Source organism: Micrococcus sp. KRD077, assembly GCF_017168505.1.
In the GTDB taxonomy this organism is placed as follows: domain Bacteria; phylum Actinomycetota; class Actinomycetes; order Actinomycetales; family Micrococcaceae; genus Micrococcus; species Micrococcus luteus.
Genome location: NZ_JABFAZ010000004.1, coordinates 1 through 25,800, shown reverse-complemented (window position 1 = coordinate 25,800; position 25,800 = coordinate 1). Strand labels below are relative to the sequence as shown.

At 73.5% G+C, this 25,800-nt stretch carries 18 protein-coding genes; 6 read left to right on the top strand and 12 right to left on the bottom strand.

Annotation, left to right across the window (positions count from 1 at the left end):
• Positions 1-40 precede the first annotated feature (40 nt).
• Together J1M39_RS01560 and glyA are read right to left on the bottom strand one after the other, a co-directional pair.
• Entirely contained in the window at positions 41-952 is a 912-nt protein-coding gene (locus J1M39_RS01560) for a bifunctional methylenetetrahydrofolate dehydrogenase/methenyltetrahydrofolate cyclohydrolase (protein WP_203552521.1), read from the bottom strand.
• Between the two features lie 7 nt (positions 953-959).
• Positions 960-2,240, bottom strand: a complete 1,281-nt coding sequence (gene glyA / locus J1M39_RS01555) for a serine hydroxymethyltransferase (RefSeq protein WP_063188973.1) — start codon at positions 2,238-2,240, stop codon at positions 960-962.
• Between the two features lie 227 nt (positions 2,241-2,467).
• On the opposite strand from glyA, the gene J1M39_RS01550 reads away from it, so the two are divergent.
• Positions 2,468-3,982 (top strand): catalase, encoded by a 1,515-nt coding sequence (locus J1M39_RS01550; protein ID WP_102708606.1) that lies wholly within the window; start codon positions 2,468-2,470, stop codon positions 3,980-3,982.
• Positions 3,983-4,085: 103 nt separating this feature from the next.
• On the opposite strand, the gene J1M39_RS01545 is transcribed toward J1M39_RS01550, so the two are convergent.
• Entirely contained in the window at positions 4,086-5,642 is a 1,557-nt protein-coding gene (locus J1M39_RS01545) for a hypothetical protein (RefSeq protein WP_020625389.1), read from the bottom strand.
• A 178-nt stretch (positions 5,643-5,820) separates the two neighbouring features.
• On the opposite strand from J1M39_RS01545, the gene J1M39_RS01540 reads away from it, so the two are divergent.
• From J1M39_RS01540 to J1M39_RS01530, 3 genes are read left to right on the top strand one after another with little or no spacing between them, the layout of a single operon-like run.
• Positions 5,821-6,726, top strand: a complete 906-nt coding sequence (locus J1M39_RS01540; RefSeq protein WP_061866944.1) for a formyltetrahydrofolate deformylase — start codon at positions 5,821-5,823, stop codon at positions 6,724-6,726.
• Positions 6,727-6,781: 55 nt separating this feature from the next.
• Positions 6,782-7,303, top strand: a complete 522-nt coding sequence (locus J1M39_RS01535; RefSeq protein WP_036314590.1) for a gamma carbonic anhydrase family protein — start codon at positions 6,782-6,784, stop codon at positions 7,301-7,303.
• Between the two features lie 33 nt (positions 7,304-7,336).
• Positions 7,337-8,332 (top strand): D-isomer specific 2-hydroxyacid dehydrogenase family protein, encoded by a 996-nt coding sequence (locus tag J1M39_RS01530; protein ID WP_241251982.1) that lies wholly within the window; start codon positions 7,337-7,339, stop codon positions 8,330-8,332.
• A gap of 27 nt (positions 8,333-8,359) precedes the next feature.
• Here J1M39_RS01530 and J1M39_RS01525 read toward each other — a convergent pair whose 3' ends face one another.
• From J1M39_RS01525 to hrpB, 5 genes are all read right to left on the bottom strand, one after another.
• Positions 8,360-9,652, bottom strand: coding sequence for an ABC transporter ATP-binding protein (locus J1M39_RS01525; protein ID WP_161787858.1), 1,293 nt, complete (start codon positions 9,650-9,652; stop codon positions 8,360-8,362).
• A 35-nt stretch (positions 9,653-9,687) separates the two neighbouring features.
• Complete coding sequence (locus J1M39_RS01520; protein ID WP_080695955.1) at positions 9,688-10,590, bottom strand: carbohydrate ABC transporter permease; 903 nt, start codon at positions 10,588-10,590, stop codon at positions 9,688-9,690.
• Positions 10,587-11,558 carry a carbohydrate ABC transporter permease gene (locus J1M39_RS01515; protein ID WP_070708749.1) on the bottom strand — a complete coding sequence of 324 codons (972 nt, stop codon included), beginning with the start codon at positions 11,556-11,558 and terminating at the stop codon, positions 10,587-10,589. Before J1M39_RS01515 ends, J1M39_RS01520 begins: the two co-directional genes overlap by 4 nt.
• A complete protein-coding gene (locus tag J1M39_RS01510; protein WP_070708748.1) occupies positions 11,555-12,856 on the bottom strand; it encodes an extracellular solute-binding protein in 1,302 nt (433 codons plus the stop codon). The genes J1M39_RS01515 and J1M39_RS01510 overlap by 4 nt, the downstream gene beginning before the upstream one ends.
• Positions 12,857-12,942: 86 nt before the next feature.
• A complete protein-coding gene (hrpB, locus tag J1M39_RS01505; RefSeq protein WP_144818784.1) occupies positions 12,943-15,624 on the bottom strand; it encodes an ATP-dependent helicase HrpB in 2,682 nt (893 codons plus the stop codon).
• Positions 15,625-15,690: 66 nt separating this feature from the next.
• Here hrpB and J1M39_RS01500 point away from each other — a divergent pair, with 66 nt between their 5' ends.
• Positions 15,691-17,538, top strand: a complete 1,848-nt coding sequence (locus J1M39_RS01500) for a glutaminase (RefSeq protein ID WP_044659000.1) — start codon at positions 15,691-15,693, stop codon at positions 17,536-17,538.
• 43 nt (positions 17,539-17,581) lie between these two features.
• Here the strand turns inward: J1M39_RS01500 and J1M39_RS01495 are convergent, their stop codons facing one another.
• Positions 17,582-19,180 (bottom strand): TIGR01777 family oxidoreductase, encoded by a 1,599-nt coding sequence (locus J1M39_RS01495; RefSeq protein WP_036338179.1) that lies wholly within the window; start codon positions 19,178-19,180, stop codon positions 17,582-17,584.
• Positions 19,181-19,252: 72 nt separating this feature from the next.
• Here J1M39_RS01495 and J1M39_RS01490 point away from each other — a divergent pair, with 72 nt between their 5' ends.
• On the top strand, positions 19,253-19,846 hold the full coding sequence (locus tag J1M39_RS01490; protein WP_036338176.1) for a methylated-DNA--[protein]-cysteine S-methyltransferase: 594 nt from the start codon (positions 19,253-19,255) through the stop codon (positions 19,844-19,846).
• A 200-nt stretch (positions 19,847-20,046) separates the two neighbouring features.
• Here the strand turns inward: J1M39_RS01490 and J1M39_RS01485 are convergent, their stop codons facing one another.
• The 3 genes from J1M39_RS01485 to purH form a co-directional block, all read right to left on the bottom strand.
• Positions 20,047-22,269: an NADP-dependent isocitrate dehydrogenase gene (locus J1M39_RS01485; RefSeq protein ID WP_206496404.1), complete on the bottom strand. Its 2,223-nt coding sequence runs from the start codon at positions 22,267-22,269 to the stop codon at positions 20,047-20,049.
• A gap of 291 nt (positions 22,270-22,560) precedes the next feature.
• Positions 22,561-23,913, bottom strand: coding sequence for a magnesium transporter (gene mgtE, locus J1M39_RS01480; protein ID WP_206496403.1), 1,353 nt, complete (start codon positions 23,911-23,913; stop codon positions 22,561-22,563).
• 67 nt (positions 23,914-23,980) lie between these two features.
• Positions 23,981-25,675, bottom strand: coding sequence for a bifunctional phosphoribosylaminoimidazolecarboxamide formyltransferase/IMP cyclohydrolase (purH, locus tag J1M39_RS01475; protein ID WP_206496402.1), 1,695 nt, complete (start codon positions 25,673-25,675; stop codon positions 23,981-23,983).
• Positions 25,676-25,800 lie beyond the last annotated feature (125 nt).

Here is a 25,800-nt window from a genome sequence, read left to right as displayed (position 1 = left end):
ACCCTGCGATTCGCAGGGTTCGTCGCGGGGCGGGGAGAGGTCAGGCGCCGGCCCGCTCCCCCGCCCAGTCCTCGCCGTCGGCGGCGCGCTCGGCGGCCTCGACGACGTTCGCCAGCAGCATGACGCGGGTCATCGGCCCGACGCCGCCCGGGTTCGGCGCCATCCAGGCCGCCTTCTCCTTCACGGCCGGGTCCACGTCGCCCAGGACGCGGGACGTCCCGTCCTCCCCGGTCACGCGGGAGACGCCCACGTCCAGGACGATCACGCCCTCCTTGACCTGTTCCGGCTTCACCATGTGGGCGGAGCCGGCGGCGGCGATCACGACGTCGGCGCTCGCCAGCAGCTCGTCGAGGTTCGTGGTGCCGGTGTGGGCCAGGGTCACGGTGGCGTTGACCTCGCGGCGGGTGAGCACGAGGCCGGCAGGCCGGCCGATGGTCACGCCGCGGCCGATCACGAGCACGTGCTTGCCGGCCAGCTCCACACCGTGGTGGCGCAGCAGCTCGACGCAGCCGGCCGGGGTGCACGGCAGCGGCGAGTCCAGCTCGCCGCCGACCGAGGCCACGAGCCGCCCCAGGTTCATGGGGTGCAGGCCGTCCGCGTCCTTGTCCGGGTCGATGGCCTCGAGCACCTTCTGGGTGTCCACGTGCCGGGGCAGCGGCAGCTGGACGATGTAGCCCGTGCAGGCCGGGTCCTCGTTCAGCTCTCGCACGACGTCGAGGATCTGCTCCTCCGTCGCGTCCGCGGGCAGCTCACGCTGGATGGACTCGATGCCCACCTCGGCGCAGTCGCGGTGCTTGCCCGCCACGTACTTCTGCGAGCCGGCATCCTCACCCACGAGCAGGGTGCCGAGACCGGGGGTGTACCCACGCTCGGCGAGGGCGGCCACGCGGCCGCGCAGCTCCTCCTTGATCGCGGCGGCGGTGGCCTTGCCGTCCAGGACCTTCGCGGTCATCGGCGGCTCACCAGCCCTCGAGGCCGTCGTACAGCGGGAAGTCCTCGGTGAGCTTCACGACGCGGGCGCGCAGCGCCTCCACGTCCGGGCTCGGCTTCAGCGCCTCGGCGATGACGTCGGACACCTCGCGGAACTCGGCCTCGCCGAAGCCGCGGGAGGCCAGCGCGGGGGTGCCGATGCGCAGGCCGGAGGTGGTCATCGGCGGACGCGGGTCCCACGGCACCGAGTTGCGGTTCACAGTGATGCCGACCTCGTGCAGGATGTCCTCGCCCTGCCTGCCGTCCAGCTGGGACTCGCGCAGGTCCACCAGGACCAGGTGCACGTCCGTGCCGCCGGTGAGCACCGAGATGCCGTGCTCGGCCATGTCCGGGGCGGTCAGGCGCTCGGCCAGGATCTGCGCGCCGGCCAGGGTCCGCTCCTGCTTCTCCTTGAAGTCCGCGGAGCCGGCGATCTTGAAGGCCACGGCCTTGCCCGCGATCGCGTGCATCAGCGGGCCGCCCTGCTGGCCCGGGAACACGGCGGAGTCGATCTTCTTCTTCAGCTCCTCGGTGGAGAGGATGAAGCCCGAACGGGGGCCGGCGAGGGTCTTGTGCACGGTGGAGGAGACGACGTCGGCGTGCGGCACCGGGTTCAGGTGCAGGCCGGCGGCCACGAGGCCGGCGAAGTGGGCCATGTCCACCCAGAGCCGGGCGCCGACCTCGTCCGCGATCGAGCGGAAGGCGGCGAAGTCGAGCTGACGGGGATAGGCGGACCAGCCGGCCACGATCACCTTCGGCCGGGCCTCGAGGGCCTTCTCGCGCACCTTGTCCATGTCGATGCGGTGGGTGTCCGGCTCCACCTCGTACGCGGCGATGCTGTAGTTCTTGCCGGAGAAGTTCAGCTTCATGCCGTGCGTCAGGTGGCCGCCGTGCGCCAGGGACAGGCCCATCATCGTGTCCCCGTGGTCCAGCAGCGAGGTCATCACGGCCACGTTGGCCTGGGCGCCGGCGTGCGGCTGGACGTTGGCGTGCTCGGCGCCGAACAGGTCCTTGGCGCGCTGGATGGCCAGGTTCTCGGCCACGTCCACGAACTCGCAGCCGCCGTAGTAGCGGCGGCCCGGGTAGCCCTCCGCGTACTTGTTGGTCAGCACCGAGCCCTGCGTCTCGAGGATGGCGCGCGGCACGAAGTTCTCCGAGGCGATCATCTCGAGCGTGCCCCGCTGGCGGCCGAGCTCGTCCGCGAGCGCCGCGGCGATCTCCGGGTCCACCTCGGCGAGGGGCTGGGTGTTGATGTCGGGCGTCTGCGTCACGGGGGTTCCCTTCGAACGGGGGTCTGTGCGGCCGGAAGGCTCCGGTGCCCTCCATCCTAGTGACCAGGCGCCGTCGTCGGGCCTGCGCGACGGCGGCCCGCGGCCCCGGCGACCGACCCCGGCACGCGGTTCTTTTGACTGATTCAGAAATATGCCAAGATCGGGGATGACGCCGCCCACCGCGCCGATCGGTGCGCGGCCGACGTCGATCGACGAAGGAGAGTTCCATGACGGAGTACCAGAAGACGACCCCGCACGCGACCGGTTCCACCCGCCAGAACGGCGCCCCGGCCGTCAGCGACCGCCAGTCCCTGACCGTGGGCAGCGAGGGGCCCATCGTCCTGCACGACACCCACCTGCTGGAGACCCACCAGCACTTCAACCGCATGAACATCCCGGAGCGCCGCCCGCACGCCAAGGGCTCCGGCGCCTTCGGCGAGTTCGAGGTGACCGAGGACGTGTCGAAGTACACCAAGGCCCTCGTGTTCCAGCCGGGCACGAAGACCGAGACCCTCCTGCGCTTCTCCACCGTGGCCGGCGAGCTCGGCTCCCCGGACACCTGGCGCGACGTGCGCGGCTTCGCGCTGCGCTTCTACAGCGAGGAGGGCAACTACGACATCGTCGGCAACAACACCCCGATCTTCTTCCTGCGCGACCCGATGAAGTTCACCCACTTCATCCGCTCGCAGAAGCGTCTGCCGGACTCCGGCCTGCGCGATGCCACCATGCAGTGGGACTTCTGGACCAACAACCCCGAGTCGGCGCACCAGGTGACCTACCTGATGGGCCCGCGCGGCCTGCCCCGCACCTGGCGTGAGATGAACGGCTACGGCTCCCACACCTACCTGTGGGTCAACGCCCAGGGCGAGAAGCACTGGGTGAAGTACCACTTCATCTCCCAGCAGGGCGTGCACAACCTCTCGAACGACGAGGCCACCAAGATCGCCGGCGAGAACGCCGACTTCCACCGCCAGGACCTGTTCGAGTCCATCGCCAAGGGCGACCACCCCAAGTGGGACCTCTACATCCAGGCGATCCCCTACGAGGAGGGCAAGACCTACCGGTTCAACCCCTTCGACCTGACGAAGACGATCTCCAAGAAGGACTACCCGCGCATCAAGGTCGGCACGCTGACCCTGAACCGCAACCCGGAGAACCACTTCGCGCAGATCGAGTCCGCCGCGTTCAGCCCGAGCAACACCGTGCCGGGCATCGGCCTCTCCCCGGACCGCATGCTCCTGGGCCGCGCCTTCGCGTACCACGACGCACAGCTGTACCGCGTGGGCGCCCACGTGAACCAGCTGCCGGTGAACCGTCCCAAGAACGCGGTGCACAACTACGCCTTCGACGGCCAGATGTGGTACGACCACACCGGCGACCGCTCCACCTACGCGCCGAACTCCAACGGCGACTCCTGGTCGGACGAGACCGGCCCGGTGGACGACGGCTGGGAGGCCGACGGCACCCTGACCCGCGAGGCCCAGGCCCTGCGCGCGGACGACGACGACTTCGGCCAGGCCGGCACCCTCGTCCGGGAAGTCTTCTCGGCCCAGGAGCGCGAGGACTTCGTGGAGACCGTGGCCGGCGCGCTGAAGGGCGTCCGCCAGGACGTCCAGGCCCGCGCCTTCGAGTACTGGAAGAACGTGGACACCGCGATCGGCCAGCGCATCGAGGACGAGGTCAAGCGCCACGAGGGCGACGGCATCCCGGGCGTCGAGGCCGGCGGCGAGGCCCGCATCTGACGGCTCCCTCCCCCGGCGGGCGCCCGCGCGCTCCGCTGAACGCACGGCGGCCGCTCCCTCGCACGAGGGGGCGGCCGCCGTCGTCGTGGGGCGAATGCCCAGGTCAGCGCTTGCCCCAGCGGCGCTCCTGCGCCTGGGCCAGCTTGTCCTTGATCACCTTCACGGCCTTGTCCTTGGCGGACACGGCCACGTTGTCCCGCAGCGGGACGGCGACCTTGTCACGCACGGTCTCGAACGCGGAGGCCGCCACGGCGCCGGCCTGGGCCAGCTTCGACTCGCCCTCGGCGTCCGAGCCTCGGGTCTGGTCGCGGTCCGCCCGCAGGTCCGGGAGGGCGGCGCCCTCGGTGTCGTCCTCGGCGGGCTCCTCATCCGTGGGGGCGGAGGAGGTGGAGGTGTCCGGGGCCACGGTCGTGGGCGTCGACGACGTCGGCGCGGCGGTCCCGGCGGCTGCCGCCGACTGCGCGGCGCGGGCCTCGCGGCGGGTCGCCGGAGTGGCGTCCTCCGCACGGCCGGACGAGGCCGCGGTCGGATCCAGCTCCGGGGCGCCGCCCAGGGGCGTGGCCGGCGTGGTGCCGGCGTGGGTCTCCGGGGCCTCGGCCCGTCGGGTGGCCGGGGTGGCCTCGAGGGACGGGCGCTCGGCCGCGGCCTCGAGGGACGGGCGCTCAGCCGCGGGCTCGACCGCCGCCGGCTGCGCGGCGTCCACGCGATGGTCCTCGGTACGCGCCGGCTCGCGGTCCGCCTCGGCCACGCGCCCGGGCACCCCGGGCGTGCCGTCGATGCGCAGGGCCCCGGCGGCCGAGCGCTCCGCCCCGTCGGCGCCGTTCTGCTGGGCCTGGTCCGACTCGGTGGCCACGACGGTGACCGAGCCGTGCGCGGTGGTGGCGACCGTGTGCGTCTCGAGGTGCTCGCCCTGAGGGACGGGGATCGCCTCCGTGGCGAACTCCTTGGTAGGGGTGTGCTCGGCGGCGACCTCGTCGGCGGGGACGGTCCCGTGCACGTGCTCGGGAGCCGGGGTGAGGTGGCTCCTGTGCTGCGGAGCCTCGGCGGCCGGTGCCGCCGGGGCGGTCGTCTCGGTCACCGGGGACGGGGAGGCCGGGGTCGCCGGGACGTCGGCCGCGGGCGTCTGCTCGTCCAGGGTGACGCCGGAGCCGCCGGCCACACCGGCCGCGCCCAGGCCCACGGTGTCCGCCTCGCGCGCCGTGCTCGGCGCCGCCGCAACGGGGCGCAGCGTTCCCCGGGTGGTCGGAGCCGCGGCATCGCGACGGTGGGTCTCAGCGGTGGCCTCGGTGCTCGGGGCGCCCTGCTGGTCCACGGTCACCCCCGCACCGCCGGCCACGCCGGCGACGGACTCGTCGGTCTCGCGGTCCGCCGCGGCGGTGTCGAACGCAGCCAGACCCCCGGCGGGCTTCACCGCGGCCACGGGGCGCGCGTCCTCCTCGGCCGCCACCTCGTCCAGGCGGGAGAGGCGGGTCGGGGCCGCGGGGGCGGCCGCCTGCTCACCCGCGGTGTCCGCGGTGACACCCCGACGCTCGAGCCGGGTCTCGGCGGCCTCGGCTTCGGCCTCACGACGACGGCGGGAGGCGATCACCGAGAGGATGATCAGGATCAGCAGCACGACGATGATGGCCGCGATGATCCAGTAGAGGGTGGACTCTGGCATGGGGTGCTCCTCGGTCGTCTGGGGCGACCGGCCGGGCCGGGCGCCGCGTCGTGCTTCCCGCGCCGCCGCGCGGCGGGGAACCTGGTCTTGAGAATGACACGGGGCCCGGCCCCCCGACCAGGGATCAGCCCCGTCATCCCGCGGTTCCGCGCGGCCGGCACCGCCTACCATCGACGCCATGGACACGGCAGCCCTCTCCCCCAGCCCCTCCCCCGCCTCCGGCGCGGAGCACGCCCGCGTGCTCACGCTGGCCTGCACGAACCGCAAGGGCATCGTGCACGCCGTGACGGGCGCCCTGCTGGGCGTGGAGGCGGACATCACCGAGTCGCAGCAGTACGACTCCCCGGACACCGGCGACTTCTTCATGCGCGTGGAGTTCGTGACCCCGGCCACGCGGGAGGACATCGAGCAGGCGCTCGCGCCGGTGCGCGAGGAGTTCGGCATGCGCATGGGCCTGTGGGACGCGGCGCACCGCATGCGCACCCTCGTGATGTGCTCCAAGGACGGGCACACCCTCAACGACCTGCTCTTCCAGCAGCGCGCCGGCACCCTGCCCATCGAGATCCCCGTGGTGGTCTCGAACCACCTGGACCTGCAGCCGCTCGCCTCCTTCTACGGCGTGCCCTTCATCCACGTGCCCGTCTCCAAGGACCCCTCGAGCCGGGACTCCAAGGAGGCCGCGGAGGACCGGCTGCGCGACCTGATCGCCCAGTTCGACATCGAGCTGGTCGTCCTGGCCCGCTACATGCAGATCCTCTCGGACGAGCTGTGCCGGGACCTGGCCGGGATGGCCATCAACATCCACCACTCGTTCCTGCCCTCCTTCAAGGGCGCCCGCCCCTACCACCAGGCGCACGAACGCGGCGTGAAGCTCATCGGCGCCACCGCCCACTACGTGACCGCCGACCTGGACGAGGGCCCGATCATCGCGCAGTCCGTGCAGCCGGTGACCCACGCCCAGACCGCCGCCGACTTCGTGGCCCGCGGCCGCGACGTCGAGGGCTCCACGCTCGCGCAGGCCGTGCGCTGGCACGCCCAGCACCGCGTCCTCGCGGACGGCCGGCGGACCGTCGTCTTCAGCTGAGCCCGGGACGACGGCGCCACGCGGCGCCGTCGTCCTGCCCGCCTAGGCTGGTGGCATGGCCCACATCATCACCGTCGCGGGTGCCACCCCGCGCATCCACGAGTCCGTCTTCCTCGCCCCGACCGCCGCGATCACCGGCGACGTCGAGATGGCCGAGCGCTCCTCGGCCTTCTACGGCGTCTCCGCCCGCGGTGACTCCGCCCCCATCCGCGTCGGGGCGGGCACCAACCTGCAGGACAACGTGGTGCTGCACGCGGACGAGGGCTTCCCGTGCACCCTGGGCGCCGGTGTCTCCGTGGGCCACTCCGCCGTGGTGCACGGGGCCACCGTGGAGGACGACTGCCTGATCGGCATGTCCGCCACGGTGATGAACGGCGCGGTGATCGGGGCCGGTTCGCTCGTGGCCGCCGGGGCCCTGGTGCTCGAGGGGACGCAGGTCCCGGCCGGCTCTCTCGTGGCGGGCGTCCCCGCGAAGGTCCGCCGCCCCCTCACGGACGAGGAGCGGGAGGGCCTCAAGAAGAACGCGGCCACCTACCTGCGGCTGTCCGCCGCGCACCGGGACGCCGTCGCCGGCTGAACCGGGCCCGGAGGATGTGGGACGGTGGGCACCATGCCCACCTCTTCCGCTCTCCCCCGCACCCGACCCGACGACGTCCCCGAGCGCCTGCTCGTCCTCCCCGCGGCGCAGGACGTCGCCGGCACCCCCTACGCCCACGCCCGTCGGCTGGCCGAGCAGGCCGTGGCCGACGTCGGCGGCGCCGCCGTGGCCGAGGGCGACACCTCTGCCACGGCCCTGCTGATGGTCCGCCCGATCCCGGTCGATGCGCTCGCCGCGGCCCTGACCGCCCACCCCCACGTGAGCTGGGTGCAGCTCCCGTTCGCCGGGATCGAGCCGTTCGTCCCCCTCGTGCGCAGCCGCCCGGACATCGTGTGGACGTCCGCCAAGGGCACATACGCGCCGCCGGTGGCCGAACACGCGCTGCTGCTCACCCTGGCCCTGCTGCGGGACCTGCCCGCGCGCGTCCGCGCCACCACATGGGGTCCCTCCTCCGGGCGCACCCTGAACGGCCTGAATGCCGTGGTCGTGGGCGGCGGCGGAATCGCACAGGAGTACATCCGCCTGCTCAAGACCTGGGACGTGCACGTCACCGCGGTCCGCCGACGCGCGGGCGACGTGCCCGGCGCGGACCGCACCGTCACGACCGACCGCCTCGACGAGGTCCTGCCCGGCGCGCAGGTCGTGATGATCGCCGCGGCGGCCACCGAGGAGACCCGCGGCATGGTCGACGCCGACCGCCTCGCCCTCCTGGATGAGGACGCCGTGCTCGTGAACGTCGCCCGCGGGGCGCTGGTGGACACGGACGCCGTCGTCCAGGCCCTCGCGGCGGGTCGGCTGCACGGCTACGGCACGGACGTCACCGACCCCGAGCCCCTCCCGGACGGCCACCCGCTCTGGACCGAGGAGCGCGCCCTCATCACGCCGCACACGGCGGACACCCCGGAGATGTGCGTCCCGCTGCTCCACGCGCGGGTCGAGCGGAACCTGCGGGCCCGCGCGGCCGGGACGGAGCTGGAGGGCTTGGTGGACGCCGAGGGCGGGTACTGACCCGCCCCCGGCGTCCCCGGCGCCGGCTCAGCGGCGCGGCGCGTCCGCCTCGTGCTCGGCGGCGTCACGCTCGGCCGCCATCTCGATCTGGCGGCGGCGCTCCTCGGCGGCCCGGCGGGTCAGCTCGGCGCCGACCTCGGGGTCGCGGGTGAGGTTCTCACCGGTGGTCGGGTCGAACAGGTGCACCCGCGTGGTGTCCACCCACAGGCGGGTCGGCGTGCCCGGCCGGGCGCGGGACTCGCCGGAGAGGGTGGCCACGACGACGGGGCGCAGCTCGTCCGCGTCCAGGTCCTTGGCCAGCGAGGAGAGCATCTCGGCCACGGCCGGGTCCGGATCGAACTCGATGTAGCCGTACTGCTCGTGGCCCAGCCACTCCAGGTGCGTGAGCGTCGCGTCGAAGGTGGAGCCCTGGCCGCGGCGGCTGTCCTCCACCAGCTCGGCGTCCTCGAAGAACTCCGGCCGCAGGCCGAGGAACACGATGTCCCGCCCCTCGGCGGCGCGGGCCTTCTCGGGCGGCACCGGGATGTCACCGATCGGCGAGGACAGCACGTGGCCGCCCTCCTTCTGCTTCAGCGAGGCGGGCAGGAAGTTCATCGACGGCGAGCCGATGAAGCCGGCCACGAACAGGTTGAGCGGCTGCTCGTAGAGCTCGCGCGGGCTGGCCACCTGCTGCAGCTCGCCCTTCTTGAGCACGGCCACCCGGTCGCCCAGGGTCATGGCCTCGGTCTGGTCGTGCGTCACGTAGACGGAGGTGGTGGCCAGGCGGCGCTGCAGCTGCGAGATCTCCGCGCGCATCTGCCCGCGCAGCTTGGCGTCCAGGTTGGACAGCGGCTCGTCGAAGAGGAACGCGTCCGCCTCGCGCACGATCGCCCGGCCCATGGCCACGCGCTGACGCTGGCCGCCGGAGAGGTTGCCGGGCTTGCGCTCGAGGTGGTCCTCGAGCTCGAGCACGCGGGCGGCGTCGCGCACCTTGCGGTCGATCTCCTCATCGGAGGGCTTGTTGTCCTTGATCAGCCGCAGCGGGAAGGCGATGTTCTCGTACACCGTCAGGTGCGGGTACAGCGCGTAGTTCTGGAACACCATCGCGAGGTTGCGGTCCTTGGGGGCCGCCTCGTTCACGCGGCGGCCGTCGATCAGCATCTCGCCGTCGGTGATGTCCTCGAGGCCCACGATCATGCGCAGCAGCGTGGACTTGCCGGAGCCGGAGGGGCCCACGAGGATGACGAACTCGCCGTCCTCGATCTCCAGGTTCACGTCCTTGATGGCGTGGAAGCCGTCGTCGTAGGTCTTGTCGATGTGGTTCAGGGTGATGGAGGCCATCGGGGGGTCCTTTCGGGAGGTCTCGTGTGCGGGCCTCAGCCCTTCACCGCGCCGTTGGTCAGGCCGGCCACGATCTGACGCTGGAACGCCAGCACCAGGATCACGATCGGGATGGTCACGATGATCGCGGCCGCCGAGATGGCCCCGGTCGGCGACTCGAACTGCGAGGCGCCGGTGAAGAAGGCCAGGGCGGCGGGCACGGTGCGCGCGGTCTCGGTGGAGGTCAGGGAGATGCCGAACACGAAGTCGTTCCAGGCGATGAAGAAGGCGATGATCGCCGTCGTGAAGACGCCGGGGGCGGCCAGCGGGACGATCACCTTGCGGAACGCCTCGAGCGGGGTGGCGCCGTCCACCTGCGCGGCCTGGTCGAGCTCCCACGGGATCTGGCGGAAGAACGCGGCCAGGGTCCAGATGGAGATCGGCAGGGTCAGGGACAGGTAGGGGATGATCAGGCCGACCCACGTGTCGTACAGCCCGAGGGTGCGCCACATGTTGAACAGCGGCGTCACCAGGGAGATGACGGGGAACATCGAGACCATCAGGGACACCGTGAGCACGATCCGCTTGCCCGGGAAGTCCAGGCGGGCGATCGCGTAGGCGCACAGCGTGGCCAGGATGACGGCGATGATCGTGGCGATCACGGTGATGCCGATCGAGTTGCGCAGCGCCGTGAGGAACAGCTCGCGCGAGCCGCCCACGAAGATCTCCTCGTAGTTCACCGTGGACCACTGGGTGGGCAGCAGCTTGCCGTTGGCGAGGTCGGCGGGCGTCTTGAAGCTGGTCGCGAAGATCGAGAACAGCGGGAAGAGGCACCACACGCCGATCACGACGGTGAGGATCCACCACAGTGCGGTGGCCTTCCCGGTGCCGCGACGGTGGGGCGCGCGGCCCTCAGGCGCGCGGCCCTCAGGGGCGGGAGCGGATGCGGCGGTGCTCACTTGGAACCTCCTCGGTCGGCCAGGTCCACCTTGAAGCCCTTGACGGCGATGACCGCCATGAGGGCCACGCACAGGAACAGGATCACGGAGACCGCCGAACCCATGCCGATCTCGAGCCGGCCGATGGACGTGCGGTAGGCCAGCAGCGAGAGGACCTCGGTGCCGTAGGCGCCGTTGGTCATGATGTAGATGGAGTCGAAGATGCGGAACGCGTCCATCGCGCGGAACAGGACGGCCACCATGATCGAGGCCTTCATGTTCGGCAGGATGACCAGCTTCATCCGCTGCCACCACGAGGCGCCGTCGACGGCGGCGGCCTCGGTGAGGTCGCCCGGCACCTGGGCCAGGCCGGCCAGCAGGAGCAGGGAGATGAACGGGGTGGTCTTCCAGATCTCGGAGAGCATGATCACGAACAGCGCGGTGCTGCCCTGCGCGAACCAGTTCAGGTCCGCGTCGACGCCCGGCAGCCACTCGAACCAGGCGTTGATGTAGCCCGAGTCGATCGAGAACATGTAGAACCACGCGAACGCGGAGACCACGGTGATGATGCCGTACGGCACCAGGATGATCGTGCGGATCAGGCCGCGGGTCTGCTTGATGGCGTGGTGCATGGCCAGGGCCAGCAGGAAGCCGAGGATGAGCTCGACCACCACGGTCACCACGGTGATCAGCAGGGTCACCCCGAGGTCCTTCCAGAACACGGGGTCCGTGAGGATCACGCCGTAGTTGCCCAGGCCCACGAACTCGCGGTCGCCCGGCGCGGTGAGCCGGTACGTGAACAGCGAGTCGTAGAGGGCCTGCAGGATCGGGTACAGGACCACGAACAGCATCACGAAGAACGCGGGGCCGGCCAGGAGCCAGCCGAGACGCGCCTCGGACTTCGCGCGCTGGGACTTCACCCGGCGGGGGCGGCGACCCTCGGCGGCGCGCGGGGTGGATGCGGCGGGTGCGGTGTCGACGTGGCTCACAGCAGACGCTCCCCTCTCAGGACTTCCTGGATGAAGTCGTCGGTCTCGGCCGGGGTGGACTCGGTGACGCCCGACGGCGGCGCGTAGCGCTGCTGGATCGCGGTGGAGACCTCGTTGTAGTACGGGGTCTGCGGCCGCGGGGCGCCCAGCTCGAGGGACTCCCGGATGGTGTCCGCCATGGGGTACTTCTCGGCGACCTCGGGGGCGTCGTAGGCCGCCGGGTCGGCGGGCGGGTTGCCGTTCTCGACGAAGTACTGGCTCTGGTGCTCGGTGGTGGTGATGCAGGAGATCGCGTCCCAGGCGAGGTCCTGGTGCTCGGACTTCGCGCCCACCCCCAGGTTGATGCCGCCCACGGGCGGCGCGGCGTCCTTGCCCTCGACGGTGCGGGGGTAGACGGCCCAGCCGATGTCCTCGGGCAGGTCCTCCGGCAGCGAGCCCTCCTCCACGGAGCCGAGGGTGGCCGGCCAGACGAACGGCCAGTTGACCATGAACGAGCCGTTCTTGCCCTGGAAGAGCAGCATGGAGGCGTTCTCGTCCTGGGTCGGCAGGCCGGCGCTGCCGAGACCCTCCTTGCCGATGGTGGAGATGATCCGGGCGGCCGTGCGGCCGGCCTCGGAGTCGAGGTTCGTGGTGACCTCGTCCGTGGGCGCCTCGGCGTTGGGGACGATCTGCTCCCCGCCGCCCTCGATGAGCGCGTTGAGCCACACGGTCATGGACTCCGCACGGGCGCCCTGGACGGCCAGGTCCTTGTCCTGGCTGCGGGCGGCCTCCATCAGCTGGTCCCACGTGACGGGCTGGGACATGTCCAGCCCCGCGGCCTCGGCGACCGACTTGCGGTACCAGAGCAGCTGCGTGTTGGCCCAGAACGGGACCGTGACGAGCTCGTCCTTCCAGCTGGCGGCCGCGAGCGCGCCCTCCAGGGCGTTGTCCTTCGCGTACGCCTGCATCTCCTCCGGCACGGGGGCCAGGAACCCGGGCTCGGCGAGCTCGGGGACGAACGGCGGGTCGAGGGACATGATGTCCATCGACGTGTCGCCTGCGGCGAGGCGGCGGGTCAGCTGCTCGCGCTGGGATGCGGCGTCCGTCGGAAGCATGGACGTCTCGACTCTGTACCGGCCGTTCGCGGCGTCGGTGCACTGGGCGGCGATCTTCGCCTGCCCGCCGTCGTCGGGGTTGGTGTACCAGGTCAGGGTGGGCGTCTGCTCGGCCGGAGCACACCCGGCCAGGAGCGCGCCCGCGGCGACGGCGCCGGCCAGCGTGGCCCGGCGCCGTTGACGTGCCCGCGTGTCGTGTCTCACAAGTGGAACCTCAATCGATGCGAGTCGGATGTGACGGCCATCATCACGCATCACAGCGATTCCTGCACGTTTCGCGGACCCCTTTCTCAGCGGGCGCGGCGGTTCGTCCGGGCGGTCGGCTCCGCGGCGGCGGGATCCTCGGGCCACGGGTGCTTGGGGTAGCGCCCCCGGTTCTCAGCGCGGACCTGCGCGTAGGGGCCGGCCCAGAAGGAGGGCAGGTCGGCGGTCACGGCGAGCGGGCGACCTGCCGGGGAGAGCAGGTGCAGGACCACCGGCTCACGACCGTCCGCCACAGCGGGGGTGACATGCGCCCCGAAGAACTCCTGCAGCTTGGCGGCGACCACGGGCGGGGTGTCCTCGTGGACGGCCGGATAGTCCACGACGACGGCGCGCCCGCTCGGCACGGGCAGGCGCTCGGGGGCGAGCTCGTCCAGCCGCCCCGCCTCCGGCCACGGCAGGGCACCGCGCAGCAGCGCCTCGGCGTCCAGGCGCGCGAGGGGCCGCCCCGCGGCCAGGTCGGCCGCGAGCCCGTCGACCAGCGCGTCCAGGCCGGGCAGCGCCGCGTCCGAAAGGTCCGGCCACGGGGCGCCGAGGACGCGGTGGAGCAGGTGCACCCGGCGGCGCAGGCGTTCGGTCCGACCGCTCGGGTCGAACCGGGCGAGGCCGTCGGCGGCGAGTGCGGCGCACACGGCCTGCGCGGCGGCGTCGGGGGCGACGGGGGCCGGCGTCTCCGCCAGCACGAGCGCGCCCAGCCGGTCCACGCGGCGGCCGGTGAGCCGGTCCCCGCGCCAGTCGGCGGTGTCCTCGGTGCGCCGCAGGCCCGCGCCGGCGAGTTCGGCGAGCGTCCGGTCGATCGGCGCGGCCGAGCGGATCGCGGCACCCGTGCCGGCCGCGTCCCCGGCGATGCGGGCGACCTCGGCCACGGCCAGCCACTCCTGCCCCGCCAGGCCGCCGCCGGCGGCGTCGCGGGGCAGGGCCGCGCGGGTGCCGGAGGCGAGCAGGTACGCGCCCGCCTCCCCCGCGCGTCGGGCGATCCACGCGGGGAAGGCCAGGGCGGCCACGAGGCCGGCGGGGTGCCGTCGCGCGGCCGCCGTCGCCTCGGGCCCGGGCTCATCCGGGGCGTGGTGTGCGTGCCGACGGGCGAGTCGTTCCAGTCGGTCCGCCTCCCGGCGCCAGCGCCCGGCCTCCGGGTGCCGGCCGGCCCGCACGGCCGCGACCAGCGCCTCGAGGTCGGCCCCGGGGGCGCGCAGGTCCAGGGTGAGGGCCGCCGTCACCTCGGCCGCGGGGCGGGGCCCCGTCCACGGTGCCGCGCGCAGGAGGGCGTGGCCGAGGGGCGGGTCCAGGGGCAGCTCGGCCAGGACGGCGCCGTGCGGGGTGATGCGCCCGTCCTCGTCCACCGCGCCGAGGGAGGCGAGCGTGCGCTCGGCTGCGGCCATCGCGTCGGCCGGCGGGTCCTCGGGCAGGGTCAGCCCGCGCCCACCTGGGGCACCCCACGCCGCGAACGCCAGGGCCACCGGCGCGAGGTCGACGACGGCGAGGGCCGGCGTCGGGGCTGCGGGCGCGGTGCCCAGGGCTGCAGCGGTGTGGCAGCGGACCACGGTGCCGGGGCCGAGGCGGGCGGCGCGGCCCGCGCGCTGGCCGGCGGCCGCGCGCGAGGCCTGGACGGTGACGAGCCCGGCCATGCCGCGCCCCCGGTCCCGGCGCGGCTCGCGGGCCAGGCCCGAGTCGATGACGAGGCGCACCCCCGGCACGGTCAGCGAGGACTCGGCGACCGCCGTCGCGACGACGACGCGCGGCACGGCGGGGTCGGCGCGGCCGGCGAGCGCGGCGTCCTGGTCAGCGGGTTCCTGGCGGCCGTGCAGGACGCGGACCTCGGTGTCCGGGGCGAGCGCGGCGACGCGCCCCGCGACGGCCTCGACCTCGGCCACGCCGGGCAGGAAGACGAGGGCGTCCACGGTCGGGTCGGCCTCGAGCGCCTCGGCGTGGGCGCGTGCGGCCGTGGCCGCGACGTGGTCGAGGAAGGCCCGGTCCACGCGGCCCTCGGCGGTGAGGCGGTGGCCGCGGAAGGGGGCGTGCTCCTCGCGCAGCGGGTGCAGCACGGCCGGGGTGGAGACCACGGGCAGGGGCGCCTCCTCCCCCATGCCGCGGGCCCAGCGGGCGGCCAGGGCCGCCGCGTCCACGGTGGCGGACATGGCCACGAGCACGAGTTCGGGGCGCAGCTGCCGCAGGTCGGCGAGGAGGGCGAAGAGCACGTCCGTGTCCAGGTCCCGCTCGTGGACCTCGTCCAGGACCACCGCGCCCACGCCGTCGAGCCCGGGGTCGGCGAGGAGGCGGCGCAGCAGCAGGCCCGGGGTCACGAACTCGACGGCCGAGGCCCCGCCGCCCACCGCGTCGCCGCGCACGGCGTACCCGACGGCGGCGTCCGCGAGCCGAGCCTGCGCGTCGGGGTCGGCGCCGGGCTGCGCGTCGGCCGCGGCGGCCAGCACCGCCGTGCGCAGCCGCCGCCAGGCCGCGCGCACCGCGACCCGCCGCGGCTGCGTGACCAGGACGCGCCCGCCGCCGTGGTCCGCGAGCCGGACCGCGAGCGCGGGCGGGACCACGGTGGTCTTGCCCGTGCCCGGGGGCGCCTCGACGACGGCCGCCCCGCGCGCGTCCAGTGCGTCTTCGAGCTCGGGCAGGGCGGCGGCGAACGTCAGGCCGGTGCTGAGGCGGCCCAGAGCGGCGGAGAGGCAGGCGGGGACGGAGACGGGATCGACGGGGGTGGGCATCGGGACCCATTGTGCCCGCCTCCGTCGCGCTGTCCCGGGGCCGCCCCACTGACTAGGCTGTGACCCATGACCACACCCGTCCAGGAGCACCTCGATCGCCTCACGTCGGCCCACGCGGGTGAGGGGGAGGTCCCGGACGGGCTGGGCGTCGCGATGCTCCTGGTGGACGGGCACCGCTACGTCTCCGGATCCATGACGGCCGTGCCCCTGGCCACGCTCGCCTCTCCCCTGTTCCACGCGCAGGCCCTCGAGGACCTCGGCGCGGTGCGGGTGGGCGAGCGAGTGGGAGCCGCCCCCGTGCGCGACCTGGACCACCGGGTCGAGGTGGACGCCGTCACGGGCCTGCCGCACAACCCGCTGCAGAACGCGGGCGCGGTGGCCACCGCCTCCCTCGTGAAGGGCCGCGGTGGCCGCGACCGGACCGCACGCATGATGCAGCTGCTCTCCGCACTGTTCGACCGCGAGGTCACCGTCACGGAGTCGGCCGCCCGCGCGGAGAACCGCGCCCAGCATCACACCCGGTCGGCTGCGTGGCTGATGAAGTCCCTCGACACGCTGGACGCCGACCCCGAGACGTTGCTCGAGGACATCGCCACGGTGCGTGCCGCCGCCGTGACCGTGGAGGACCTCGCCCTGCTCGCCGGCACCCTCGCGCACGGCGGCGTCCACCCCGTCACCGGGGACCGGGTGCTGAGCGAGGAGACGGTCCGCGGCGTGCTCTCGGTGATGGACTCCTGCGGCATGGACACCCGGGACTCCCGGTGGGCGTACGACGTCGGTCAGCCTGGCTGGGCGTCCACCCGCGGCGGCACGGTGCTCGTGGTGGTGCCGGGCCACCTCGGTCTGGCGCTGCAGTCGGACACGACGGACGAGAACGGGCTCGGCGCCGCGGCGATGGCCGCCCTGCGGACTATCGTCGAGGACTTCGAGCTGCACCCGTCGGTGGTCACCGGTTCCCCGCGCGCGGCCCTGCGCACCCACTACCGGATCGATCAGGCGCCCTCGGGCACGGTGCGCAGCGCCGTCGTCCTCGAGGCGCTCGGGCGGTTCGCGGACACCGTGCACGTCATGGAGCTGGGCGGTCACCTCGGCTTCAGCCAGGTGGACGCGATCGCCCGCGTCAGCCGCGGTCTGCCGGAGGCCCTCGAGACGCTCGTGGTGGACATGCGCTCGGTCAGCTCCATCTCCCGCCCGGCCCGCCTGCTGGTGGCCCAGTGGTTCGCCCGCGCGCTGGGCAACGGGCTCGACGTCGTCGTCGTGGACCGGGACGCCGCCGAGATGAAGGAGCTGATGTCGGCCGTCGAGGAGTCCGTGGAGGTGGACCTGCCCGAGCCGCTGCAGGATGAGGCCGAGGGGGTGGACCCCGCCGCCGAGGGCGCGCAGTTCGTGTTCTTCGACTCCCGCTCGCGGGCCGCCCAGTGGGCCGAGCAGCGGCTGCTCTCCCGGCACGCCCCCCACCTGCTGCCGCGGGACGCCCAGGAGGCGGCCGTAGCACCCCTGCTGCAGCACCTCTCCGCGGACGATGCGCGCCTGCTCGAGTCCATGATGGACGAGCGGGTCTACTCGGACGGCCAGATCATCCGTCGCGCCGGCCAGCCGTTCGGCGGCATCTACGTGATCGTCTCCGGCACCGTGGAGCTCTCGGGCCAGGGCACGGGCAGCCGTCGTGTGCGCCGCACCCTGCTCACCCCGGGGATGACGTTCGGCGAGATGGCCCTCGGCCAGCCGGGCCGTCAGCCCTCCACCGTTCGCGCGCGCGGGCCGGTGACGGCGCGAGTCCTCACCGCCCAGGTGATGGTCGCGCTCCAGGAGGGCTTCCCCCAGCTGGCCCTGGCCCTCTGGGAGGCGCTGGCCCGCGACGCGTTCACCGCGCTGAGCCAGCTCATCCGGGAGACCGGCGCGCTGCAGGACTGACAACCCGCGGGGGCGGCGTCCCGGGGGACGCCGCCCCACCCCGTCACCGCCCGAGCACGTGGCGCAACGCGCCCTCCAGCTCGGGGTCGCGCATGTCGTAGCCGGAGGCGACCAGTCGGTCCGCCACGACCTTCTGGTCCGCCGCCACGGTCTCCACCCGGCCCTCCTCACCCAACAGTAGGCGCGGCCCGGCGTCGGGCACCGGGATGACCGCCGGCCGGTGCAGCACCCGCCCGAGGACGGTGGCGAACTCCCGGGCCGTGACCGGCTCCGGCGCCACCGCGTTCACCGGGCCGGTGACGCCGTCGTCGATCACCGCGTGGGCGAAGGCGCCGGCGATGTCATCGGCACCGATCCAGCTCAGCCACGGGCTGCCGTCGTGGCTCTCCCCGCCCGAGGTCGCGACCGGGCCGCCGAGGCCCGCGAGGAACAGCGGCAGCACCTGCTGCAGCATGCCTCCGGCCGGGCTCAGCACCACGCCGGTCCGCAGCATCGCCACCCGGATGCCGGCCGCCTCGGCGCGCCGGGCCTCCGCCTCCCAGTCCGCGACGACCTCGGCGAGGAAGTCGTCCCCGGGCTCCAGATCCTCGACGAGGCCGCTGCCGAACGGGCCCGTGCCCGCGTCCGCCCCGTAGTACCCGATCGCCGAGCCGTTCACGAGTGCCCGCACCCGCGCGTCGTCCCCCTCCCGTGCGGCGATCCGGGCGAGCGCGTCCACGAGGGTGCGCGTGCCGCGGACGCGCGAGTCGTGCACGGCCTCCTTGTGCGCGTCCGTGAACCGGCCCGCGATGGGCTCGCCCGCCAGGTTCACGACGACGTCGGCCTCGGCCAGGGCGTCCTCATCCACGGTCTCCCGGCCGGGGTCCCACAGCGCCGCGTCCAGCGCACCGGCCCTCTTCGGGCTCCGCACGAGCCGGATGACGCGGTGGCCGCCGGTGGTGAGCAGGGCACAGAGCTGCCGACCGATCAGTCCACCGGACCCCGTCACGGCGACCGTGCGGGCCGGCCCGCCGACGAGGGGGCCGGGGTGGGCGGCGTGGAAGTCCAGGTCATCGGCCATCACGCGGGCGCGGTAGGCGAACTGGCGGCCCAGCTCCGCCTCGAACGCCTCGTGGGTGCGGCGCGAGGCCGCGGCGCCCAGACCGGGCACGCGGGACACCAGGGACTCCCCCGGCAGGGCGTACTCGATGTGGTCCGTCACGACCGTGCCGCGCCGGCCGTCCGCCGTGTCCGCCTCACCGGGCGCGGCGTCGTCGAGCAGGTGGGTGTGCCGCCAGGAGGCGAGGGGACCGGAGACCATCTCGTCCCGGAACATGCGGCCCTCCTCGTAGGCCGTGTGGCGGGCTCGCCACGGCACCGCGGGCGCGGCCCCACCGGGCAGGCGGGAGGCGACGGCGTCCGGCAGCAGGCCGGTGAGCATCCCGTGGGCCGCGCCGGCGAACAGGCCGGCCGCCCCGGGGGCCTGGATGCGCAGCCGCGACTCGGAGCCCACGCGGAGGCCGTCCGTGGGCCCCTGGACCACCTCGCCGGCGAAGGGCGGGGTGAGCCGCTCCAGCGCGCCGGGGTTCTCCAGCCAGCGGAAGACGACCTCACGCGGGTGGCGCAGGAGGGTGCGATGCTCGAAGACGCGGATCTCGGTCATGGACGCCAGCCTGACACAGGGAGGGGACGCGCGAACACCTGTCCGGGCCGGGCCGTGCAGGACAATGAGGGGATGGACCTGCTTCCCGAGCTGCGCTGGACCGCCGCCGCCCTGCCCGCCACCGAGCTCACCCTCGTGGCCGTCTTCTCCCCCGAGGACCAGACGGTGCGCGCCTCCGGCGTGGCCGTGCCGGAGGACTCGGAGCCCCCCGCCGCCGCGATCGGGCGCCTCCTCGAGACGCTCATGGACCGGCTCGTGGCCCTGGACCCGGAGACCGCCGACCGCGAGATGAACCCGCGCCCCGTGGAACCGCGTCCGGGTGCGTCCCAGCCCGTCGCCGACGCCCTGGCCGCCTACGCCGCGGGGGACGTGGCCGCGCTCGACGCCCTCGACGTCACCCAGCCGGGCACCGCGTTCCGGCAGCGGGCGTGGCGGGAGCTGCGCGGCATCGCCCCCGGCTCCCCCGCCACCTACGGCGGCCTGGCCGAACGGTGCGGGGCCCCGCGGGCCGTGCGCGCCGCCGGCGGGGCGTGCGCCGCCAACCTGGTGGCCGTCGTCGTGCCCTGCCACCGCGTGGTGCGCGCCGACGGCGCCGCCGGCCACTACCTCTACGGCACCGCCGCGAAGCAGGCCCTGCTGGCCCACGAGGCGGCACACGCGGGCTGACCACCTCCTCGCCCCGGGCAACGCGGGTTGAGTTGTCACGGGTCCGGGGCTCGAACACCCGCGACAACTCAACCCGCGTTGCGGGCGGGGAGCCGTCTCGGGTGGCCGGGTGGCCGGGGGTCGGCGTCGGGCGCCGGGGAACGAGTAGGGGCCGGGCCGCGCGCTCCACGCACGCGACCCGGCCCCCGGCGCTCGAATGCTCAGACGGAGAGCTTGTCCACGATCGCGTTGAGCGTCGCGGACGGACGCATCACGGAGGTGACCTTCTCCAGCTCCGGCCAGTAGTAGCCGCCCAGGTCCACCGGGGAGCCCTGCACGCCGTTGAGCTCGGCCAGGATGGTCTCCTCCTGGGCCTCCAGCTCCTCGGCGACCGGCTTCGCCGCGGCCGCCAGCTCGACGTCCTCGGTCTGCTTCGCCAGCTCGCGGGCCCAGTACAGCGCCAGGTAGAAGTGGCTGCCGCGGTTGTCCAGCTCGCCGACCTTGCGCTTCGGGGACTTGCCCTCGATCAGCAGGGTGCCGGTGGCGGCGTCCAGGGTGTCCGCCAGGACCCGCGCGCGGTGGTTCTCGTTCGCGACCGCCTCGTGCTCGAAGGACACGGCCAGCGCGAGGAACTCGCCGAGGGAGTCCCAGCGCAGGTGGTTCTCCTCCACCAGCTGCTGCACGTGCTTCGGGGCGGAGCCGCCCGCGCCGGTCTCGAACAGGCCGCCGCCGTTGAGCAGCGGGACGATCGACAGCATCTTCGCGGACGTGCCCAGCTCGAGGATCGGGAACAGGTCCGTGTTGTAGTCACGCAGCACGTTGCCGGTCACGGAGATGGTGTCCTCGCCGCGGCGGATGCGCTCCACCGAGAGCTTGGTGGCCTCCACCGGGGAGAGGATGCGCAGATCCAGGCCCTCGGTGTCGTGTTCCTTGAGGTACTCCTCGACCTTCTTGATGAGCTCGCGGTCGTGGGCGCGGGTCTCGTCCAGCCAGAACACGGCCGGGGTCTGGGACGCGCGGGCGCGGGTCACGGCCAGCTTCACCCAGTCGCGCACCGGGACGTCCTTGGTCTGGCAGGCGCGCCAGATGTCGCCGGCCTCGACGTCGTGGGAGAGCAGGGTCTCCCCGGCGGAGTTCTTCACGGCCACGGTGCCCGCGGCGTCCATGATGAACGTCTTGTCGTGCGAGCCGTACTCCTCGGCCTTCTGCGCCATGAGGCCCACGTTCGGGACGGTGCCCATGGTGGTGGGGTCGTAGGCGCCGTTGGCCTTGCAGTCGTCGATCACGGCCTGGTAGACGCCGGCGTAGGAGGAGTCCGGGATGACGGCCAGGGTGTCCTGGGTCTGGTCGTCCTTGTTCCACATGCGGCCGGAGGTGCGGATCATGGCGGGCATGGAGGCGTCCACGATCACGTCGGAGGGCACGTGGAGGTTGGTGATGCCCTTGGCGGAGTTCACCATGGCCACGTCCGGGCCGTTCTCGTAGGCGGCGGCGATGGCGGCGCGCACACCCTCGGCGGTCTCGGCGTCGAGCTTGTCCAGGCCGCCCTCGATCGCGGCGAGGCCGTTGTTCGCGGACAGGCCGGCGGCGGCCAGCTGCTCGCCGTACTTCTCGAACAGCTCGGAGAAGTAGGCCTTCACGACGTGGCCGAAGATCACCGGGTCGGAGACCTTCATCATGGTGGCCTTCAGGTGTGCGGAGAAGAGGATGCCCTCCTCCTTGGCGCGCTTGACCTGCTCGGCGAGGAACGCGTCCAGGGCCTTGGCGGACATGAACGTGCCGTCCACGACCTCGCCCTTGAGGACCTTCAGGCCCTCCTTGAGCACGGTGGTCTTCCCGTCCTCGCCGGTGAACTCGATCGTCAGCACGTCGGCGGTCGGCAGGGTCACGGATTGCTCGTTGGCTCGGAAGTCGTCCGCGCCCATGGTGGCGACGGCGGTCTTGGAGTCCGGGGTCCACTCGCCCATCGAGTGGGGGAAGCGCTTGGCGTACGCCTTCACGGCCTTCGGAGCGCGGCGGTCCGAGTTGCCCTCGCGCAGCACCGGGTTCACGGCGGAGCCCTTGACCGAGTCGTAGCGCGCCTTCGCGTCCTTCTCCTCGTCGGTCTTCGGCTCGTCCGGGTACTCCGGCAGCGCGTAGCCGTCCGCCTGCAGCTCCTTGATCGCGGCGCGCAGCTGCGGCACGGAGGCGGAGATGTTCGGCAGCTTGATGACGTTCGCCTCGGGGGACTTCACGAACTCGCCGAGCTCGGCGAGGGCGTCCGCGGTGCGCTGGTCCTCGGGCAGGACGTCCTTGAACGCGGCGAGGATGCGGCCGGCCAGCGAGATGTCACGGGTCTCCAGCTCCACGCCGGCGGTGCCCGCGTAGGCACGCACGATCGGCAGCAGCGACGCGGTGGCCAGCATGGGGGCCTCGTCCGTGAGCGTGTAGATGATCTTCGACATGCGGATGATCTCTCCTTCTGGCCGCACTCGAGACGCGGCCCTCGTCGGCAGGGAACGGGTGACTCCCCGCCAATCTACCCGGCGCCTCGGACGCGCCACACCGTGTGTGGCTCGGCGTCAGCGTCCCCGGCCGTCGCCGGTGCCCTCGCCGGGCCGGGCGGGGTCGCCCGGGTACCAGGGGGGCGTCGGGTCGGCGGGGGCGCCCCCCGACGACGGCGGCACGGCCGGTCCGGCGGGCCCGCCCCGGAACGCCTCGCCGAGGCGGGCAGGGCGGCGTGGACCGTGGCCGGCTCAGATGCCGAGCACGGCCTGGGCGATGAAGAAGTAGACGACCAGGCCGAGGGCGTCCACGAGCGTCGAGATGAACGGGTTCGAGAACACGGCGGGGTCGGCGCCGATCGTGCGGGCCGCCAACGGCATGAGACCGCCGACGGTGGCGGCGAAGGCACACACGGTGAACAGCGTCGCCCCGATCACGAGACCGACGGGCCACGAGAACACGAACCCGGCGAGCACGAGGCCCAGCAGGCCGATGCACCCGCCCAGGGCCATGCCGACGCGCAGCTCGCGGAACATCACGCGCGGCGCGTCGCGGGGCCGGACGTCGTCGAGGGCGAGCGCCCGGGTGACCGTGGTGGCCGCCTGGTTGCCCGTGTTGCCGCCGGTGCCGATGATCAGCGGGATGAACAGGGAGAGGACGACCATCTCCTCGAGCGTGTCCTCGAAGACGCCGAGCACCTGCACGGTGAGGGTGGCGCCGATCGCGAGCACGAGCAGCCACGTGATGCGCGAGCGCATCAGCGCCAGGACGGAGGTCGCCAGGTAGGGACGACCCAGCGGCTCCACGCCGCCGGCGCGGGCGGAGTCCTCGGTCGACCCCTCGTCGAGGACCTCGAGGGCGTCGGCCACCGTGAACACCCCGATCAGGCGACCCTCCGAGTCCGTCACCGGCACGGTCCACAGACGGCGGTCCGCGCAGAGCCGGGCCACCTCCTCGGCGTCCTCGGTGGCGACGGCGGACACCGGTTCCCGCATGATCTCCGAGACTCGCGCATCGAGCGGCTGTGTGACCAGCACGGAGACGTCGACGACGCCCGTCAGACGCGCCTGGGGACTGACCACCGGCACGGAGACGATGGCGGCCTGCTCCTGCCCCCCGTGCTCCCGGAGGTTCTCGAGCGCGGTGGACACGGTCCAGTCCTCGCGCAGGCGCACGGGCGCCATGCGCAGCCGCCGTCCCACCGAGTCCGCCGGGTAGCCCAGGAGCCGGCCGGCCTTGCCGCTCGCCTCCGCGTCGAGCCCGGCGAGCATCTTGCGGGCCACGGTGGCCGGCATCTCGTCGAGCAGCCGGGCCTGGCCCGAGACCCGCAGCTCGGCGAAGAGGTCCTGGACCTGACCGTCCTGGAGTTGGCGCACCAGGTCGGACTGCTGGCCCGTCTCCATCGCCGCGAAGACGTGGACCGCCGTCGACTTGTCCAGGAGCCGGAACAGCACGGGGACCATGCGCGGCTCGGAGCGGTCGAGCAGTTCGAGCGCGTCGCCCGGGGACAGCGCACGCAGCAGATCGACCGCGCTGTCGAGGTCGTCCCTGCGCAGGTGCTCGCGGATGCGGTCCTCGACGCTCTCGACCTCGCGGCGGGTCATCACCTCGTCACCTCCTGGGGGTCGGGGGGCCCGGTCCGGGCCCCCGTCCGGCAGCGGCGCGCCGCGCTCAGCCGTGGAAGAAGTGGCGCGCCCCGGTCAGGTACAGGGTCACGCCGGCGGCCTCGGCCGCGGCCACGACCTCCTCGTCCCGGACGGAGCCGCCCGGCTGGACGACGGCCTTCACGCCGGCGTCGATGAGGATCTGCAGCCCGTCCGCGAACGGGAAGAACGCGTCCGAGGCGGCCACGGACCCGCGGGCCCGCTCGGGGGCGCCCTCCCCGGAGACGTTCTCCGCGCCGCCGGCGCTGCTCACGTCCTGCCCGCCGGTCTGCGCGGCGCCCAGGGTGTTGGCGCGCTCGACGGCCAGGCGGCAGGAGTCGAGGCGGTTGACCTGGCCCATGCCCACGCCCACCGTGGCGCCGTCGTGGGCCAGCAGCACGGCGTTGGACTTGGCCGCGCGCACGGCGCGCCACGCGAAGGCCAGGTCGGCCAGGACGGCCTCGTCGGCGGCGGGGCCGGCGGCGAGGGTCCAGGTGGCCGGGTCGTCGCCGTCCGCGTCCACCGCGTCCGCGATCTGCAGCAGCATGCCGCCGGAGACCTGCTTGGCCTCCACGGCGTCCCGCAGGAAGCCCTCGGGCAGGCTCAGCAGGCGCAGGTTCTTCTTGGCGGAGAGGATCTCCAGGGCCTCGGGCTCGAACGCCGGGGCCACGACGACCTCCGTGAACACGTCCTTCACCTGGGCGGCCATGGCGGCGGTGACGGGGCGGTTGGCCGCGATCACGCCGCCGAACGCGGAGACCGGGTCGCACGCGTGGGCCTTGGCGTGCGCCTGCGCGATGTCCGTGCCCTCGTCCGTGACGGCCACGCCGCACGGGTTGGCGTGCTTGACGATCGCCACGGCCGGGACCGGGTGGTCGAAGGCGGCGCGCACCGCGGCGTCGGCGTCCACGTAGTTGTTGTAGCTCATCGGCTTGCCGTGCAGCAGCTCGGCCTGCGCGATGCCGGGGGCCGCCGAGGAGTCCAGGTACAGCGCCGCGGGCTGGTGCGGGTTCTCGCCGTAGCGCAGGATCTGCGCGCGCTCGAGGGAGAAGCCGGCGTAGGGCGGGAACACGGGGATCTCGTCGGCGTGCGTGTCCTCGCCGAAGTGGGCGGCGGTCCAGGCGGCCACGGCGTTGTCGTACGCCGCGGTGTGGGCGAAGGCCAGGGCGGCCAGGCGCCGGCGGGCGTGCAGGTCGAAGCCGCCGGACTGCGCGGCCTGGACGACCTCTCCGTAGCGGGCCGGGTCCACGACGATCGCCACGGACGCGTGGTTCTTCGCGGCCGCGCGCACCATGGACGGCCCGCCGATGTCGATCTGCTCGACGACGGCGTCCTCCGCTGCGCCCGAGTTCACGGTGTCCACGAACGGGTAGAGGTTCACGACGACGAGGTCGAACGGCTCCACCTCGAGCTCGCGCAGCTGGGTCACGTGGTCCTCGCGACGACGGTCGGCCAGGATGCCCGCGTGCACGCGCGGGTGCAGCGTCTTCACGCGGCCGTCCAGGCACTCCTGGAACCCGGTGACCTCGGCGACCTCGGTGACGGGCACACCGGCGGCGGCGATGCGCTGGGCGGTGGAGCCGGTCGAGACGATCTGCACGCCCGCGGCGTGGAGCCCTGTGGCGAGCTCCTCGAGGCCGGTCTTGTCGTACACGGAGATCAGGGCCCGCTTCAGGGGCACCGTGTCCAGGACGGTGGTGGTGGTGGGCTGGGCAGAGGTCACGAGGGGGCGCTCCTTCGAGGGGGTCCGGGTGCGTCCCCCAGCATAGGCCGGGCCGCATAATGGCCCAGGCGTCCGCGTGACGGACCGCCCCCACTCCACCCGACGAACGGGAGCCGACCATGTCC

Coding starts and splice junctions, on each gene's coding strand:
- J1M39_RS01560 (WP_203552521.1), bottom strand. CDS start 952: ATGACCGCGAAGGTCCTGGACGGCAAGGCCACCGCCGCCGCGATCAAG.
- J1M39_RS01550 (WP_102708606.1), top strand. CDS start 2,468: ATGACGGAGTACCAGAAGACGACCCCGCACGCGACCGGTTCCACCCGC.
- J1M39_RS01545 (WP_020625389.1), bottom strand. CDS start 5,642: ATGCCAGAGTCCACCCTCTACTGGATCATCGCGGCCATCATCGTCGTG.
- J1M39_RS01540 (WP_061866944.1), top strand. CDS start 5,821: ATGGACACGGCAGCCCTCTCCCCCAGCCCCTCCCCCGCCTCCGGCGCG.
- J1M39_RS01535 (WP_036314590.1), top strand. CDS start 6,782: ATGGCCCACATCATCACCGTCGCGGGTGCCACCCCGCGCATCCACGAG.
- J1M39_RS01530 (WP_241251982.1), top strand. CDS start 7,337: ATGCCCACCTCTTCCGCTCTCCCCCGCACCCGACCCGACGACGTCCCC.
- J1M39_RS01525 (WP_161787858.1), bottom strand. CDS start 9,652: ATGGCCTCCATCACCCTGAACCACATCGACAAGACCTACGACGACGGC.
- hrpB (WP_144818784.1), bottom strand. CDS start 15,624: ATGCCCACCCCCGTCGATCCCGTCTCCGTCCCCGCCTGCCTCTCCGCC.
- J1M39_RS01500 (WP_044659000.1), top strand. CDS start 15,691: ATGACCACACCCGTCCAGGAGCACCTCGATCGCCTCACGTCGGCCCAC.
- J1M39_RS01495 (WP_036338179.1), bottom strand. CDS start 19,180: ATGACCGAGATCCGCGTCTTCGAGCATCGCACCCTCCTGCGCCACCCG.
- J1M39_RS01490 (WP_036338176.1), top strand. CDS start 19,253: ATGGACCTGCTTCCCGAGCTGCGCTGGACCGCCGCCGCCCTGCCCGCC.
- J1M39_RS01485 (WP_206496404.1), bottom strand. CDS start 22,269: ATGTCGAAGATCATCTACACGCTCACGGACGAGGCCCCCATGCTGGCC.
- mgtE (WP_206496403.1), bottom strand. CDS start 23,913: ATGACCCGCCGCGAGGTCGAGAGCGTCGAGGACCGCATCCGCGAGCAC.